Genomic DNA, 14,936 nt, shown 5'->3' on the forward strand with positions numbered 1-14,936 from the left:
GAAAAAGGGCGTATGAGTTTCCTCTATACGCCCTAAATTCACTTCTTGTTTAGTGAGCCTTTATGTTGAGTTAAGGTATTATTTTACCTCTTCAAACTCAGCATCAATGACATCATCTTCTTGCTTGGGTTGTGCTCCTGCGTCAGCACTTTGTTGTGCTTGGGCTTTTTGCTGAGCGATTTCCATTAGCTTTTGTGCTGCTTGACCTAGCTCTTGAGTTTTCGTATCGATTGCGTCTTTATCATCACCAGATTTAACGCTTTCTAGTGCTTTGATTGCCGCGTCGATTTTTTCTTTCTCGTCAGCTGGAAGTGCATCGCCTGCTTCTTCAACTTGTTTCTTAGTACCGTGGATCATCTGATCCGCTTGGTTGCGAGCAACAACTAATTCTTCGAACTTTTTGTCCGCGTCTTTATTCGCTTCGGCTTCTTGTACCATTGCTTCGATTTCTTCAGGTGTTAGACCGCCAGACGCTTGGATAGTGATCTTTTGTTCTTTACCCGTTGTTTTATCTTTTGCTGATACGTTTAAGATACCATCTGCATCTAGATCGAAAGTGACTTCGATTTGTGCCATGCCACGCGGTGCTGCTTGGATCCCTTCTAGGTTAAATTGACCCAGAGATTTGTTGTAGGTCGCCTGCTTACGCTCACCTTGAAGTACGTGAATAGTTACCGCACTTTGGTTATCTTCAGCCGTTGAGAACGTTTGATCCGCTTTCGTTGGGATCGTTGTGTTTTTCTCAATAAGCTTCGTCATAACACCACCCATCGTTTCGATACCGAAAGACAGAGGAGTTACATCTAGAAGAAGTACATCCTTAACATCACCAGACAATACGCCAGCTTGAACGGCTGCACCCATTGCGACGGCTTCATCAGGGTTTACATCACGACGCGCTTCTTTACCAAAGAATTCAGCCACTTTAGCTTGAACCATAGGCATACGTGTTTGCCCGCCAACGAGAATAACATCAGTGATCCCATCGATTGATAAACCCGCATCTGCTAGAGCCACTTTTAGCGGTTCAAGCGTACGAACCACTAAGTCTTCAACTAGAGATTCGAGTTTTGCACGAGTCACTTTAACATTCATGTGCTTAGGACCCGTTGCATCAGCCGTAACATAAGGAAGGTTTACGTCCGTTTGTTGAGCTGAAGACAATTCAATCTTCGCTTTTTCTGCCGCTTCTTTCACTCGTTGCATAGCCAGCGGATCAGTTTTAAGGTTGATACCTTGTTCTTTTTTGAACTCGTCAACTAAGAAATTGATCATACGGTTATCGAAATCTTCACCACCTAGGTGAGTATCGCCGTTTGTCGCTAACACTTCGAAAGTTTGCTCGCCATCAACATTATCGATTTCAATAATTGAAATATCGAAGGTACCACCACCAAGGTCGTATACCGCGATAGTGCGATCTCCGCCTTTTTTGTCTAGACCGTAAGCTAATGCTGCTGCTGTTGGTTCATTGATGATACGTTTCACTTCAAGACCGGCAATACGACCTGCATCTTTCGTTGCTTGACGCTGAGCATCGTTAAAGTAAGCAGGAACCGTTATTACGGCACCAGTGACTTCTTCACCTAGGAAATCTTCGGCTGTTTTCTTCATTTTCTTCAGAATTTCAGCAGACACTTGAGGAGCCGCCATTTTTTGGCCTCGCGCTTCAACCCAAGCATCACCGTTATCAGCTTTAACGATTTTGTACGGCATGATTTCGATATCGCGTTGTACTTCTTCGTCTTCAAAACGACGACCGATAAGACGCTTAATCGCAAATAATGTATTTTGTGGATTAGTAATGGCTTGACGTTTTGCAGGTTGGCCTACAAGTGTTTCGCCATCTGTGTAGGCAACTACCGATGCAGTTGTGCGTTCGCCTTCCGCATTTTCTAAGATACGTGGAGTGTCGCCATCTAAAACCGCAACACAAGAATTCGTTGTACCTAGGTCGATACCAATGATTTTACCCATAATAATTTTTCCTTTTGATTCGCATTAGTTATTTTAATGCAAATAATTTAAATTTGATGTTTTTAATAAACGTAAACCGAGTGTGTATTTACGGGGTTACGCTATTCTCAATGAAATATGATGATGCTAATTAGCGTTAATCAATAGGTGAGGGCTGTATTTTTAATTGTAAATACAATGCGTTATTACTGCCTACGATTAACGGAAATAGGTGTTATTTGTTGATTGAAATCTTACGTGCTTGCATCGGCTCTGGAACTTCTCGAACAAGATCGATATGAAGCAATCCATTTTCCATGCTTGCGGCAGAAACAGTCATATAATCAGCAAGTTGAAATTTTCGTTCAAAGTTGCGCTCTGCAATGCCTTGATAGACGTAAGTGGGTTTTATTTCAGATGAGGTAATTTCACCTGACACAATCAGCATATGTTCATTTTGAGAAATCGTTAACGAATCTTCAGAGAAACCAGCAACAGCCATTGTAATACGGTAGTTGTTCTCGTCTTTCTGTTCGATGTTATAGGGTGGGTAACCACTTTGAGATGGTTTGTTAGCGCTGTTCTCTACAAGGTTAAACAGGCGATCAAAACCAATGGCATGACGGTATAGGGGAGAGAAATCGATATTACGCATAATACTATCCTTTTAAATAAGCAATAGTTCTCGACGCACTAAGCGAAGAGAAAGAACACATATTCAGAGTCTGTATATGACTCATTAATGACATATGGTTCAACAGTTAAATTGTAGAAACCTCATCTCTGTTTTATCAGTATGAGTGTTTCAATCTGATAACGTTTTGTTCCCTGTATAAGGCGAACCTGTTATCAATGAACTCCAAATGGCAATTCATGTAATTAATATATGCTTCCGAAGTTTGGGTGTCAATACTTAGATTAGAAAATTTAATGATTATTTCAAAGTAAATTATCGATGAAGGGCGGAGGGCAGGGTAGGAAGAGGTATTTATAAGTAGAAAACGGGACTTGAATAGGCCCGTTTGTGATTTAGTTGACGTCATGACTAAATAAAAAATATTATGATTCATACGCCTAACTCAAGTAAGTCATTTTATCTGTGTGTTTTAAATACCAACGCTTTAAAAGAGCATTAAGATTAACGACAAACTGGACTGTTTTTATCCCCCATAAACCAAGAGATCCATCTTCTCTTTGAGTTTAGAACAAAGCCCTCTTTCGGTGCGACTCCATTGATAATCAGGCCATCGATGCTATCATCGTTTTTTTGTGTTGTGAGATGCCAATCTTCACTGGTTATACGTTTCCCTTGTATAAGGGCGTCATTAAGTTGCTGGCTTACAACAACGATAGTTAATCCTTTCGTTTCACTAATGCCTAAATTGGACTCTGAAATACTGCCTACGGCAACGGCAACGTTAATGGTACACGTTCTTTTGTCTTGGTGAATGAAAGTATAGCGACCTTCTCCGACTCTGCCTTTAAGCCAAAGGAATTCTCCTTGCATCATATTATCGACAGTGAGAGTTCCAAGCGTCTCTGACGGTGATGCTATTGAGGGATAACTGAATATTGAGATAAAGAAGGAAAAGAACAGATTAATACATAGTCTCTTCTTCATGCAAACCCCGCCTCATTTTCGAGGCTATTACTCGATTGGGCCAATAAATACAGCAACCAAAACTGGCCGATTATCGGAATAAAAAAGATAAATCCCCAATAACCAGACTTATTGATATCGTGTAGTCGACGAACAATGGCTGAAAGCATCGGAATGAAACTGATAACACCATAAATGGCATCAAACCAAGTGGTCATATCCATCATAATATCTGCCACAATACAGCCAATAGTCACGAATGTATGAATTAGTATAAAGAGCCAGAATGCTTTTTTAGATGAACGTCCCGAAAAGTGTAAGCTTTGTTTCCACGCGAGAAAATAGAACTGCATAAATGTAACCTCTGTAATTAATTAGAGGTATATTTTGCTATCAATAATAGGAATAAACGTCCTTAAACCTGTTTTAGGGCGCCCTCAAACTGGTATTTGTCTATATTTAGGTTTGAATTATATTTCATAGAGTTATCCTTACTAATACTCAATAACATACCACTTTCTTAATTTTGGATCAGATATGCTTGCGATTCCCGTTCCGTTTATTGTCTCTATGCTAATTGGATTATTGGCGATAACACTTTATGTCCGATTCTCACAGCAAGTGAAAGCCACTTGTTTATTTTTAGGGTTATGCTCTGCGACAACAGCAATGGTCGGTTTGCGTTGGACATTTGATCTTGGAGTTTTTAGTATCGTACCGCTTATTTTGGCGTCTATTATTCCTATTGTTGCGTGGTATACGTTTGTACACACAAGTCGAGACCAAGGTTTTTTGTCAATAAAACATTTTGTTGTTCCATTATTTGTTGTTGGTAGTGCTGTTACTCAGCCTTGGTTCGCGCTTCCTCTTGATGAAGTCCTAACCTTAATGTATGTCGGTTATGGAGTTGCACTGATTCGTTTTTCGACGAAAGAAACAACACTGATAAATATTTCATTAGGAAATTGGGAAGCGGTTCAGAAGGCGGAGTGTATTGCTGGATGGACACTGATCTTTTCAGCATTGGTCGATACATTTATATCTTTGGATTTTACGTTTAATCAAGGTGAGTTTTCAGTTTACATACTCACAGCCACACACTTGATTCTTTTACCTGTATTATCGGTCGCGGTTGTCGTGGTAGGTATTAATACGCCAGTTTCTGAGGCGTCATCATCGGTCAAAATAGAGAAAAGCAGTGAAGACACAGTTAACCCCTCTGTCATGACGAAGGTGCGAGCTCAAGACATTACATCGATGCTAGATGTTTTAATTCGCCGCCATTCACTTTACCTTGACCCTGAATTAACCCTTTCTAAATTGACTCGTAAATTGGGTGTGCCAGCTAAACAGATTTCGATAGCTGTTAACCAAATCCATGAAAAGAATATTTCTAAGTTGATTAATGAGTATCGTATTGAGCATGCCAAGCATTCGTTGATTACATCACAAGACAGCATTACTCAAATATTTATGAACTCAGGCTTTCAAACTAAGTCTAATTTCAATCGTGAATTTTTAAGAATAACGGGAATGGTGCCGAGTGAATATAGAAAGAGTAACTTGGATCATTCTAAATCATTAAGTTCAGCTCTGTAGAGCCTATAAATATTGCTCATATAGTTGTACCGATATTACTTTTAAAACGTAAGGATAATTTATGACAAGAAAAATAGTATTGGTGATTTTAACTGTTATTTTGTTAGTTGTAGCGGCTGGGATTTATCGTTTTAATTTCACTAATGATGATATTTATGTAGTGCAAGCTGATGATCAAGTTGTTCTTTTTGATACAACAAATAACGTAGATCCGGAGAATAACGTCATGCTAATGTTATTTAGCTTTGATATCGATCGCTACTGGCAGATCCAATTGCCTGATTCTGATTCTGAAGCGAAAGCGCCTTTAACCGACCTCAGAGAGTATGACGATGTTCACCTTGCTACAGGGAAATACCAAGATGGTGATGAGCATGGCTTAGTCAGTTTAGATTACTATAACATCACCCCTTTACATCTTGGTAATATTGGCTATGAGATGGTTTTCTCTGCGCCATTTTCTGTTTCAAACCAAGGTTCTGGAATATTTTGGTACTTGGGGCTATTTAACTTAAATACGAATACAGGCGAGATTGAGCAAATAGACACCTTCTTTCTTGGAGACAGAATAAAAGTGAATGAATTGAAAACAGATGAACCGTTTGATGTGACTTCGAGCCTTTATGTCTCCTATTTTAAGCATGATCAAAAACAAAGCATGGCAGAGAAACCAAGTGAAAAAGTAGAGCAGCGTATAAGAGTATCCATTGAAGGCTTTCAGGATAAACCGTGAATGTAATGTCAGATACTAGGGGTGATTAAGGTAAGAGTTAAGTGTGGCGTAAGAGGGATGTAGCTCATTTACTGAGTTTTCTGTCACGTTGTAAACTGAATCTGGACTAAGTTCAGCGTAAAGGGCTGCGTCTGCTTATCCGCAATTAAAAAACCGACTTGTTTTATCTCGTCTGCAGCAAGTTCAGGCGCTTCGCTGAGTAATCGTCCTCTAAAGACCGCCTGAAAGTCTTGTAAGTTAAAGACCTTCTTCTGCGGCTTTCCCTTTATGGTGGAAAACTCGTGTTTGTAGTGAATGGGTGAGCCGTCTTTCCACATTGTGAGCCTTAATTGGTAGGATCGCCCATCACCAACAACCACAAGTTCTACAGTGTTTACTTCTTTGGGTAGTGGTTCAAGCGAGCGTTTTATCGAACTGAAGCCACCATTATTGACTCGCGATAATTCCCCTTGAAATTGACTTGATTCGCCGGCATAAGTGAATCGTCCAATGGAAATTCCGCTCATCACATTGTCATTTACCACTAACCACTTTTGATACTCTGTAGGCTTTGTAAAATCAATCATGCGAATTCCTCGTCCATTTATCTCTAACTCTCTTTATCACAATGATTTGCTGTAATCATTGCCAAGCATTGTTTAGTAAAATCAGAGTAGTTTGATGACTTGTCGAATTCTATTTTAAGTGAGCCATGGAACATTAGCGTGACGGTAACATCTCTGTAGCCTAACCAGCAGGTGTAACCATCATAATCATGCCACGCATACACTTCGCCGACGAAATATTTATCATCCAGTAGGTCGCCAGATGAACGAATACAATCGAATGCTCTGAGAAATTCTTTCGTGGTAAGTTTGCTGTCCATAGGCAACTCCTGTCTCGTATGTGATTGGAACAATATGTTGTTCTAAACTAACTACGATTGATCGCCATATTTAGATCACCAAGAGTATGTAGGTTACTAATAAAAAAATGGATGCTGTCTAATCAACGGCATCCATTACTATTTAAAATTACAGGTACGTATTTAGGCTATTTCTGAGGCGTAATTAAGTACTTTTCACCTGTCGCTTGTTTAGAATAAGCGGCCAATGATTGTAATTGTAATACTTCAGCTAATGACACTTCATGTGTGTAGTTACTAGCAAATGTGGTGGTGATTTCATCTGCAACACGTTTACGCATTGCCATTGCTGTTGTCGTCCCTAATTTACCTAACGCATTGAATAGTAAGAATCCATTGACACCCCAAGCAAAACCAAAATTACGATGTAAAGTAATAGGGCCACGGTTTAATGCGCCATAAATATACACTTGTTTGAAAGTGGCAGAACCATAAACGCTGTGTTCTTTCATATCACGAGCCGCAGCAACTTCCATGCAGTTAAGAATATCACTGGTTAATTGACCGCCACCAATGGGATCAAACGCAATCGTTGCACCCGTTTCAATAATCGCAGCCGTTAAATCAGCAAGGAAAGTTTCACTGCTTGAGTTAACAACATACTTTGCGCCCATGTCACGTAATAGCGTTTCTTGTTCTTCTTTACGTACAATGTTAATTAAATCGACGCCATCGGCAATACAAATACGGTTTAACATTTGACCAAGATTAGACGCAGCAGCGGCATGGATGATGGCTTTATGACCTTCTGCACGCATTGTTGCAACCATTGCTAATGCAGTAAGCGGGTTAACAAAAGACGAGGCACCTTCTTTCGCTGTCGTGCCTTCTTTTAGTTCTAAGCAGCTTTTCACATTCGCGCAGAGAAACTGACGGTAAGTTCCGCCGCCAATTACCGCAACGGTTTTACCCATTAACGCTTGTGCTGCAGGTGATGATCCCGCAGCTATAACGGTTCCTGCGCCTTCATTTCCAACAGGAATTGCTTTACCTACACGTTTTGCAAGCGATGGCATAAATTGAGCCGGAACATCAGCAGTAATCACAGGATGTTGAGAAGTACCTGATTGCTCTGCGGTAGTCATATCAGCGGCACTGAATAAAACGCCTAAATCAGATGGGTTTAATGGTGCAGCTTCAATGCGAATAACGACTTCATCGGCATTAGGTTGTGGCATGTCGATGTCTTGTAGGGAAAGCGTGAGCTTATTGTCTTCGCTAATGGTTGAAATAAGTTGGATATTTGTATTTGTCATGGGGTTTCTCCGGCAAAGAAGTAAATTTGTTGAGTCAATAAGGTAGCTGCATTGACCATAGTGTGTTCGTAGCTGAATTCAAGTAGACATTTCGTATTGGTTGTTTTTGTCACTGCGTATTATTTAGTCTTTTCTGCTTGAATTTGAGCTTTTATCTTTTGGGTAAATTCAGGGATGTTTGCCTGGCGATCGGCTTCTACGTTTTGAGCAATGATCGACTGGCTCATAGAATCGTTCCATGCTTTCATTCCTGGTACTTCTGCAAGTATGTCCCAGTCAAGTTGGCTAGAACCAAAAGTGCTTACAATGATGTTGACATAATAAACGTAGATATCAGCCATCGTTAATTTGTCTCCTGCAATCCAAGGGGAGAATTTACATAAGCGACTTAAGGCTGTGACTCCACGTGTTAATACTTGGCGTACTTCGGCTTTAACGGGTTCTGGAACGTCAGTACCTGATAATACATAGGGTATAAATCGTCTGCTTGGTAATTCCAAATAAAGCTCTGCTATTTTCATTATTTGACGGACAACAGCACGTTCGCCTGCATTTTCAGGGTATAGCGGAGTTGCAGGGAATGTCTCTTCTATAAAGTCACAAATAACACTCGATTCTGAAAGATGAAGGCCTTCTTGCGTTGTGATAGCAGGTACTTTTCCCGCAGGACTGATTGTTAATAGCTCATCACTACCACCGTAAATGAGGTTTTCTTGGAATGGCAGTTGCTTGTATAGAAGTACATGTTTCACTAGGTTGTAATAGTTACTAGCGGCAAAACCGTGCAAAGTAATCATAATCAGTTTTCCATCATTAACGTGAAGGGTGCAATGTGTAAGTTAAACGTATTATTACTTGTTTTAATCCGGTTATATATAAGGTAAAACGTGAATCACTATTGCTTTTAAAGCAATAATAAATCGTAATAGAGAAATGAATAATGCCGTTTTTTAGATCAATATTGATGAGCTATATAAAAGAAACGGTGTCGAAATGAGCGTTAAAACTGACTAAACCAACTATTATCAGTGGATAAAATAGGTATTTTTCTGGTTGTTTTGTGAACCATAACGCTTCTTTTTACGTAATTATATTGATGAGTATGGGTAGCCACAAAGTACACGATTTCGACTATCTGTAGTGAAGTCGAAGAAGAGTGAAACGTTGTTGTTACGATAGGTTTGGTGAGTAGGAAACGATGAAAAAATCACAGTTACCAGAAAAGATATGTGTCGTTTGTCAAAGGCCGTTCAGTTGGCGAAAGAAATGGGAGCGAGATTGGCCTATGGTTAAATATTGCTCCAAACGTTGTCAGTCTTTACGACATCAGAATAAAAAAGAGATCACCACCAATAATTTAAGTTAAAGGATGATTATGAACGCCACCCCTTACCGTTTACGACTCATTTTAGGTGACCAATTAAATGCCAGTCACTCTTGGTTTAGCCAAACCGATCCACAAACACTCTACGTCATTGCTGAAATGCATCAAGAGGCTGTCTACGTAAAACACCATGTTCAAAAGGTGTGCGCTTTTTTTGCTGCAATGGCGCAATTTGCAACAGCGTTAGAAAGCGCGGGGCATCGGGTAATACAGTTAACCTTAGATGATACTGAGCGATTTGAAAAAATAGACGATCTATTAAATTATCTTATTACTGAGCATCAAATTACTCACTTTGAATATCAGCTCCCTGATGAATATCGTTTACGTAACATGCTCGATAAATATTGCTTGTCGCTATCGATATCTTCTCAAGTTTATGAAAGCGAGCACTTCTTTCTCTCTGAAGCGCAAATTGAAAAAGAGTTTAAGCCGAACCATCATCATCGCATGGAACCCTTTTACCGTAAGATGAGAAAGCGCTTTAATATACTGATGGAAGAGGGAGAACCCGTTGCAGGGAAGTGGAATTTTGACAGTGCAAATCAAAATAAATTAAAGCGTACTGAATTTGATAGTGTGCCTACGCCTTTATTATTTGCGAATGATGTCACTGATATTCTTGAGCGTTTAGAACGACATAATATTGAGACGATAGGCCAAGCAGATAAACAATTATTGTGGCCTGTGAATCGGCAGCAAGCGAGTGAACTGTTGGCATTCTTCTGTCGTTATTGTTTGCCATTGTTTGGCCAATTTCAAGATGCGATGACGTGCAAGCTTGATGATATGCTCACTCAAAAGCAATGGAGTTTGTTCCACAGCCGTTTATCTTTCGCATTAAACGCAAAAATTCTCAGTCCTAGGCAAGTGATAGATGCTGCCATTATGGAATTTAACCAACGACCTGATGATATTAATATTGCACAGATTGAAGGCTTTGTGCGTCAGATATTAGGTTGGAGAGAGTTTGTTCGCGGGATCTACTGGCGAAATATGCCAACCTATCAAAACTTGAATAAGCTCGGCGCTTCATTGTCATTACCAAGTTGGTTTTGGACAGGTAATACAAAAATGAATTGTATGCACCATGCGATTAAACAATCACTTGATTTTGCCTATGCACACCATATTCAACGGTTAATGATTACCGGTAACTTTTGTTTATTAACAGGCATTAAACCTGATGAAGTAGACGAGTGGTATTTAGGGATTTATATTGATGCGATTGAATGGGTAGAAATGCCAAATACGCGTGGAATGAGCCAGTTTGCAGATGGCGGCATTGTTGCTTCTAAGGCTTACGCAGCCAGTGGTAACTACGTGAATAAAATGAGCGACTATTGCTCAGATTGTCACTATAACGTGAAGCAGGTGAGTGAAGAGACAGCGTGCCCACTAAATGCGCTATATTGGCACTTTATGCATACACACATTGAGCAGTTTAATAATAATCCCCGCACCAGAATGGTCTATGCGAATTGGAAGAAAAAATCAGCAGAGCAACAACAAGCTATTTTAGATAAAGCGAAACTGTTGTTATTGGATATTGAGGGGCTGTAGGTTTTATTCATTAAAACTTTGAGGAATGTAATTTGTTTTTGCCTCGAAGTTTGTTTCAGCATATTCGCTCTAACAGCACGCTAAGTGATGACGAATACGAAAAGTTTGTTACTGCTTTAAATTCAGCTCCAGATCTTGCAGCTTTAAAAGGCATAAAAAAGCTATTTAAACGAAAAAACCCTTGGGAGTGAGTGCCCCATTATCATTCAGAGTAAATACTCATTCATATCGCATTAACGTGATTTTGGATTAGTTTTTGTTATGTATCTAGCTTTGTGTTCTTAATTAAAAATCCGCTCTTATGTTTTATATGTGATTTATATTTAATGGTCATAAAGTGCTACCAAGTTCATGAATTTGAATGCTAAAGCCAAGTATAATTACTCAAATTTTTAATCATAAATATTAATATGAAAACGATAACTAAAATTCAATTGCGTAATTTCAAAAAATATAAGGAGTTTAGCTTAGATTTAGATCCCGAACTCAACCTCTTAATAGGAGATAACGAAGCAGGAAAGAGTACTATTCTCACGGCTATCGAATTAGTGCTTAGTGGGAGCAAGAGCAAAGTTGAAACTTCAGGGCTTGAAACTCTATTTAACACGAGCATTGTGCAAGGATTTTTAGTTAGTGATAAAAAAATTGAAAACTTACCAGTCCTCATTGCCGAATTACACCTTAATGAACAAGATAACCCATCATTAAATGGTAAAAACAATATAGATGGAGTTACGGCAGATGGGCTTCAGCTTATCTGTGAACCAAATGAAGATCTCAGTTATGAAATTGCACAAGTACTAGCTCAACCTGAAGCTAATTTCCCTTTTGAATACTATTCTATTAAATTTATTACTTTTGCTGGCGAAGCATATACTGGCTATCGTAAGTTCCTGAAATACCTAACACTTGATAGTTCACAAATAAATAATGAGTATGCTACTAGAGAGTATGTAAAGACTGTTTACGAATCACATGTTGAGCAACCACAACGGATCGGATTGCAAAATGACTATCGCCAGCAGAAAGCTAACTTTAAAGAGAATAACTTAAAACCTATTAATGACAGTCTAAAGAACTATCAATTTGCGATTAGAACAGGAACAAAGTCTAATCTAGAAACGGATTTAACCATTACAGAAGATGATGTTCCACTCGACAACAAAGGCAAAGGACGGCAGTGTTTTATTAAGACTGAATTTGCGTTGCAGCAAAATAACCAAGGACAAGATCTTGATGTTCTCCTATTGGAAGAACCTGAGAATCACCTCAGTCATACCAATATGAAGAAGCTGGTAGATCGAATTTCTGAATCCGAGGCAAAACAAATCTTTATTGCTACTCATAGCAGTTTGATTAGTACAAGATTAGATCTTCGAAGAACAGTTTTTATGAATAGTTCTTCAACTGATCCACTTTTGCTAAAAGATCTGCCTAGAGATACAGCTAGATTCTTTATGAAAGCACCTGACAATAATGTTCTGGAATTTGTGATGTCACCCAAAGTTATTCTGGTTGAGGGTGATGCTGAGTACATGCTCATTGAGCAGCTATATAAAAATACTACAGGCTCAACACCTGAACAGGACGCCGTGCATATCATTTCAGTTGGTGGAACAAGCTTCAAGCGTTATCTTGATATTGCAAAGTTGCTTGATATTAAAGTCGCAGTTATCAGAGATAATGACGGTGATAAGCAGACAAATTGTATTGATAGTTTTACTGATTATATCTTTGATAATATGCAAGTATTCTGTGATGACGATGACAAAAATTGGACATTCGAACTATGTATGCTAGTTGCAAATCCCAACATTTGCGATGAATTGTTTACGAAAAAGTTGAGAAAAAAACCTAAGAAAGACGAAAAAACGACACTTACAGAATTCATGTTAAGCCATAAAGCAGATGTGGCCTTTGAGCTACTTGATAACAAAGCTGAGGAATTAGTTTCACCCGATTACATTGCTAAGGCGTTTATATGGATAAACAAGTAATTTTTGCAGTAGCTGGTTCTGGTAAGACCAGCCATGTTATTGATACTTTAAATGAGAAGTCGCGCACTCTTATCATAACTTATACTGAAAATAATTTTAAAAACCTAAAGAGTCGAATATCAACTAAGTTTGGGTACGTTCCGAACGGGATTAAGGTGTATACCTATTTCACTTTCATATATTCATTCTGCTTTAAACCAATATTAGGTAATGCAGCAAAAGTTAAGGGTATAAACTGGGATATGCCGCCTCAATTCACGCTGCGCTTAAAAAGAAACGATAGATGCTATTATATTGACCAAAACGAGAGGCTTTACCATAACCGTATAGCTAAGATGTTCGAGCAATATAAAGTTGTTGATGAGATCATATCTAGGGTGGAAAAATATTTCGATAGTGTTTGTATTGATGAAGTTCAAGACTTTGCTGGGCATGATTTTAATTTTTTGCTTCAGATTGCGAATGCAAATGTAAATCAGCTATTGGTTGGTGATTTCTATCAGCACACTTTTGATACCAGTAGAGATGGTTTAACAAACAAGACGTTGCACGACAGTTATGAGAAATACAAGCAAAGATTTATCAAAGCTGGATACACGGTTGATACAGATACTCTCTCCCGTAGCTATCGTTGTAGTGCAAATACATGTGATTTCGTTTCGAATAACATAGGGATAATGCTTTTTTCACACAGAGAAGATGTTACAAATGTGGAATACATAAACAGCAAGGAACGAGCTAAAGAGCTTTTCACTTGTCCTAAAACTGTAAAATTGTTCTATCAAGCAAGCTATAAATATAAAGGATTTACTGAAAATTGGGGAGCAACAAAAGGTGAGGATCATTACGAAGATGTCTGTGTGGTTTTGAATCCAAATACCTTGAATAAATACTCTAAGGGTAAGCTACGAGAACTTCCTCCACAGACAAAAAATAAACTTTATGTTGCTTGTACAAGAGCAAAGCGAAATCTTTATTTAATACCAGAACGTCTTTTATCAGATTGTAAGTGTTGATTATTAAGCAGTTATGCCTCCAGAGGAAAATTTTCAAGGCGATGTTTGAAATTCGAATAGACCCTTATTTTTCCTAATATCTATCAGGCTGAATAGGGCTAATACTCTAGCCAATTTCTGTCCAAAAACAAGTTACCTAACTAGAAAAATGGATGCAGTTAATACTTGCATCCATTTTTTAATCACTCAAAGCTATAAAGAAATTTTTAGCTTTTGCCTCAAATAATATCCTCTAAATGTGCAGTAAAGAAGCTCCCATTCAGTAGAACAGCCATATTCATTCCAGATATTCTCTGATTATCGAGTAAAGATATCTCTTAAATCATCGTTACCGCAAATCATTACTCAAGCGGATCTTCTTTATCATTCTCAATGCATTACTAAATATGCTGTCAGAGATACTCTTTGGAAAACCGTTTGGTAATTCTGCTTCTACTTCCTTAATAGCCTTAGGCATATCTATCGCAAATTCTTTCATTATCTCTTCCATTCTCGCAGTATCAAATCCAACAGATTTAGCCGTATCAAGAAAATGACGAGTGTATATTTTATCAATAGGGTATTTCTTTCTTTTTGATGCTGTTAATCCCATTGCCAGTTTTAATGAGCGAATATTCATCCCTTTACCACCTAAGATTGGGTAGGCGGATAAAATGTCATAAAAGGGCGTAAGGTGATAACTGCCTTGTGCATTAATAAAAATGGAAAAGTTTTTTGCGTGTCCATCTGTTGCACCAATTAACCATTGAAATACCTGAAATCGCATGAAAAAATCATGATTTTTGAATGATTGACTAATTGTTTCGGATTATAAATCCCTATGCCTCTATCATATTTGCGATATCCCCGATCGGGGATAAAGTGGGTATTATCCCTTGTCGGGGATAAAGTGATACTCAAATACAAAATGAATGCAGCTTAAGTTTAT

At 38.6% G+C, this 14,936-nt stretch carries 14 protein-coding genes and 1 pseudogene; 6 read left to right on the plus strand and 9 right to left on the minus strand.

What is annotated here, in order from left to right; genetic code table 11:
- Window positions 1-78 precede the first annotated feature (78 nt).
- From dnaK to A6E04_RS04675, 4 genes are all read right to left on the minus strand, one after another.
- Complete coding sequence (dnaK, locus tag A6E04_RS04660) at window positions 79-1,977, minus strand: molecular chaperone DnaK (RefSeq protein ID WP_065610187.1); 1,899 nt, start codon at window positions 1,975-1,977, stop codon at window positions 79-81.
- 214 nt (window positions 1,978-2,191) lie between these two features.
- The gene (locus A6E04_RS04665; RefSeq protein ID WP_012550292.1) at window positions 2,192-2,611 is read right to left on the minus strand and encodes an Hsp20 family protein; all 420 of its coding nucleotides are present in this window, start codon (window positions 2,609-2,611) and stop codon (window positions 2,192-2,194) included.
- Between the two features lie 483 nt (window positions 2,612-3,094).
- The gene (locus A6E04_RS04670; protein WP_023603386.1) at window positions 3,095-3,577 is read right to left on the minus strand and encodes a hypothetical protein; all 483 of its coding nucleotides are present in this window, start codon (window positions 3,575-3,577) and stop codon (window positions 3,095-3,097) included.
- Complete coding sequence (locus A6E04_RS04675) at window positions 3,574-3,909, minus strand: DUF805 domain-containing protein (protein ID WP_023603385.1); 336 nt, start codon at window positions 3,907-3,909, stop codon at window positions 3,574-3,576. The genes A6E04_RS04670 and A6E04_RS04675 overlap by 4 nt, the downstream gene beginning before the upstream one ends.
- Window positions 3,910-4,093: 184 nt before the next feature.
- On the opposite strand from A6E04_RS04675, the gene A6E04_RS04680 reads away from it, so the two are divergent.
- Together A6E04_RS04680 and A6E04_RS04685 are read left to right on the plus strand one after the other, a co-directional pair.
- Complete coding sequence (locus A6E04_RS04680; RefSeq protein WP_065610189.1) at window positions 4,094-5,155, plus strand: helix-turn-helix domain-containing protein; 1,062 nt, start codon at window positions 4,094-4,096, stop codon at window positions 5,153-5,155.
- A 61-nt stretch (window positions 5,156-5,216) separates the two neighbouring features.
- Complete coding sequence (locus A6E04_RS04685) at window positions 5,217-5,888, plus strand: hypothetical protein (RefSeq protein WP_065610191.1); 672 nt, start codon at window positions 5,217-5,219, stop codon at window positions 5,886-5,888.
- Between the two features lie 83 nt (window positions 5,889-5,971).
- Here A6E04_RS04685 and A6E04_RS04690 read toward each other — a convergent pair whose 3' ends face one another.
- From A6E04_RS04690 to A6E04_RS04705, 4 genes are all read right to left on the minus strand, one after another.
- Window positions 5,972-6,454, minus strand: coding sequence for a CIA30 family protein (locus tag A6E04_RS04690; RefSeq protein ID WP_065610193.1), 483 nt, complete (start codon window positions 6,452-6,454; stop codon window positions 5,972-5,974).
- Between the two features lie 23 nt (window positions 6,455-6,477).
- On the minus strand, window positions 6,478-6,753 hold the full coding sequence (locus A6E04_RS04695) for a DUF3081 domain-containing protein (protein ID WP_065610195.1): 276 nt from the start codon (window positions 6,751-6,753) through the stop codon (window positions 6,478-6,480).
- 167 nt (window positions 6,754-6,920) lie between these two features.
- Window positions 6,921-8,048 (minus strand): zinc-binding dehydrogenase, encoded by a 1,128-nt coding sequence (locus tag A6E04_RS04700; protein ID WP_065610197.1) that lies wholly within the window; start codon window positions 8,046-8,048, stop codon window positions 6,921-6,923.
- Between the two features lie 119 nt (window positions 8,049-8,167).
- Window positions 8,168-8,845 (minus strand): glutathione S-transferase family protein, encoded by a 678-nt coding sequence (locus tag A6E04_RS04705; protein ID WP_065610200.1) that lies wholly within the window; start codon window positions 8,843-8,845, stop codon window positions 8,168-8,170.
- Between the two features lie 401 nt (window positions 8,846-9,246).
- On the opposite strand from A6E04_RS04705, the gene A6E04_RS20905 reads away from it, so the two are divergent.
- From A6E04_RS20905 to A6E04_RS04720, 4 genes are all read left to right on the plus strand, one after another.
- On the plus strand, window positions 9,247-9,414 hold the full coding sequence (locus tag A6E04_RS20905; RefSeq protein ID WP_083198907.1) for a DUF2256 domain-containing protein: 168 nt from the start codon (window positions 9,247-9,249) through the stop codon (window positions 9,412-9,414).
- 9 nt (window positions 9,415-9,423) lie between these two features.
- The gene (locus A6E04_RS04710) at window positions 9,424-10,995 is read left to right on the plus strand and encodes a cryptochrome/photolyase family protein (protein ID WP_065610202.1); all 1,572 of its coding nucleotides are present in this window, start codon (window positions 9,424-9,426) and stop codon (window positions 10,993-10,995) included.
- Between the two features lie 410 nt (window positions 10,996-11,405).
- Complete coding sequence (locus A6E04_RS04715) at window positions 11,406-12,992, plus strand: ATP-dependent nuclease (RefSeq protein ID WP_065610204.1); 1,587 nt, start codon at window positions 11,406-11,408, stop codon at window positions 12,990-12,992.
- The gene (locus A6E04_RS04720) at window positions 12,977-14,008 is read left to right on the plus strand and encodes a DNA helicase UvrD (protein ID WP_065610206.1); all 1,032 of its coding nucleotides are present in this window, start codon (window positions 12,977-12,979) and stop codon (window positions 14,006-14,008) included. The genes A6E04_RS04715 and A6E04_RS04720 overlap by 16 nt, the downstream gene beginning before the upstream one ends.
- Before the next feature lie 328 nt (window positions 14,009-14,336).
- Here the strand turns inward: A6E04_RS04720 and A6E04_RS04725 are convergent.
- Window positions 14,337-14,804 (minus strand): annotated as a pseudogene (locus tag A6E04_RS04725) (HipA domain-containing protein); the annotation flags it as partial.
- Window positions 14,805-14,936 lie beyond the last annotated feature (132 nt).

It is taken from the genome of Aliivibrio logei (assembly GCF_001691055.1).
In the GTDB taxonomy this organism is placed as follows: Bacteria; Pseudomonadota; Gammaproteobacteria; order Enterobacterales; family Vibrionaceae; genus Aliivibrio; species Aliivibrio salmonicida.

What these genes read in the sequence shown, in the direction of transcription:
- A6E04_RS04685 (WP_065610191.1), top strand. Translation starts at nt 5,217, where the DNA reads ATGACAAGAAAAATAGTATTGGTGATTTTAACTGTTATTTTGTTAGTT.
- A6E04_RS04680 (WP_065610189.1), top strand. Translation starts at nt 4,094, where the DNA reads ATGCTTGCGATTCCCGTTCCGTTTATTGTCTCTATGCTAATTGGATTA.
- A6E04_RS04710 (WP_065610202.1), top strand. Translation starts at nt 9,424, where the DNA reads ATGAACGCCACCCCTTACCGTTTACGACTCATTTTAGGTGACCAATTA.
- A6E04_RS04695 (WP_065610195.1), bottom strand. Translation starts at nt 6,753, where the DNA reads ATGGACAGCAAACTTACCACGAAAGAATTTCTCAGAGCATTCGATTGT.
- A6E04_RS04715 (WP_065610204.1), top strand. Translation starts at nt 11,406, where the DNA reads ATGAAAACGATAACTAAAATTCAATTGCGTAATTTCAAAAAATATAAG.
- A6E04_RS20905 (WP_083198907.1), top strand. Translation starts at nt 9,247, where the DNA reads ATGAAAAAATCACAGTTACCAGAAAAGATATGTGTCGTTTGTCAAAGG.
- dnaK (WP_065610187.1), bottom strand. Translation starts at nt 1,977, where the DNA reads ATGGGTAAAATCATTGGTATCGACCTAGGTACAACGAATTCTTGTGTT.
- A6E04_RS04700 (WP_065610197.1), bottom strand. Translation starts at nt 8,048, where the DNA reads ATGACAAATACAAATATCCAACTTATTTCAACCATTAGCGAAGACAAT.
- A6E04_RS04665 (WP_012550292.1), bottom strand. Translation starts at nt 2,611, where the DNA reads ATGCGTAATATCGATTTCTCTCCCCTATACCGTCATGCCATTGGTTTT.
- A6E04_RS04690 (WP_065610193.1), bottom strand. Translation starts at nt 6,454, where the DNA reads ATGATTGATTTTACAAAGCCTACAGAGTATCAAAAGTGGTTAGTGGTA.
- A6E04_RS04720 (WP_065610206.1), top strand. Translation starts at nt 12,977, where the DNA reads ATGGATAAACAAGTAATTTTTGCAGTAGCTGGTTCTGGTAAGACCAGC.
- A6E04_RS04705 (WP_065610200.1), bottom strand. Translation starts at nt 8,845, where the DNA reads ATGATTACTTTGCACGGTTTTGCCGCTAGTAACTATTACAACCTAGTG.
- A6E04_RS04675 (WP_023603385.1), bottom strand. Translation starts at nt 3,909, where the DNA reads ATGCAGTTCTATTTTCTCGCGTGGAAACAAAGCTTACACTTTTCGGGA.
- A6E04_RS04670 (WP_023603386.1), bottom strand. Translation starts at nt 3,577, where the DNA reads ATGAAGAAGAGACTATGTATTAATCTGTTCTTTTCCTTCTTTATCTCA.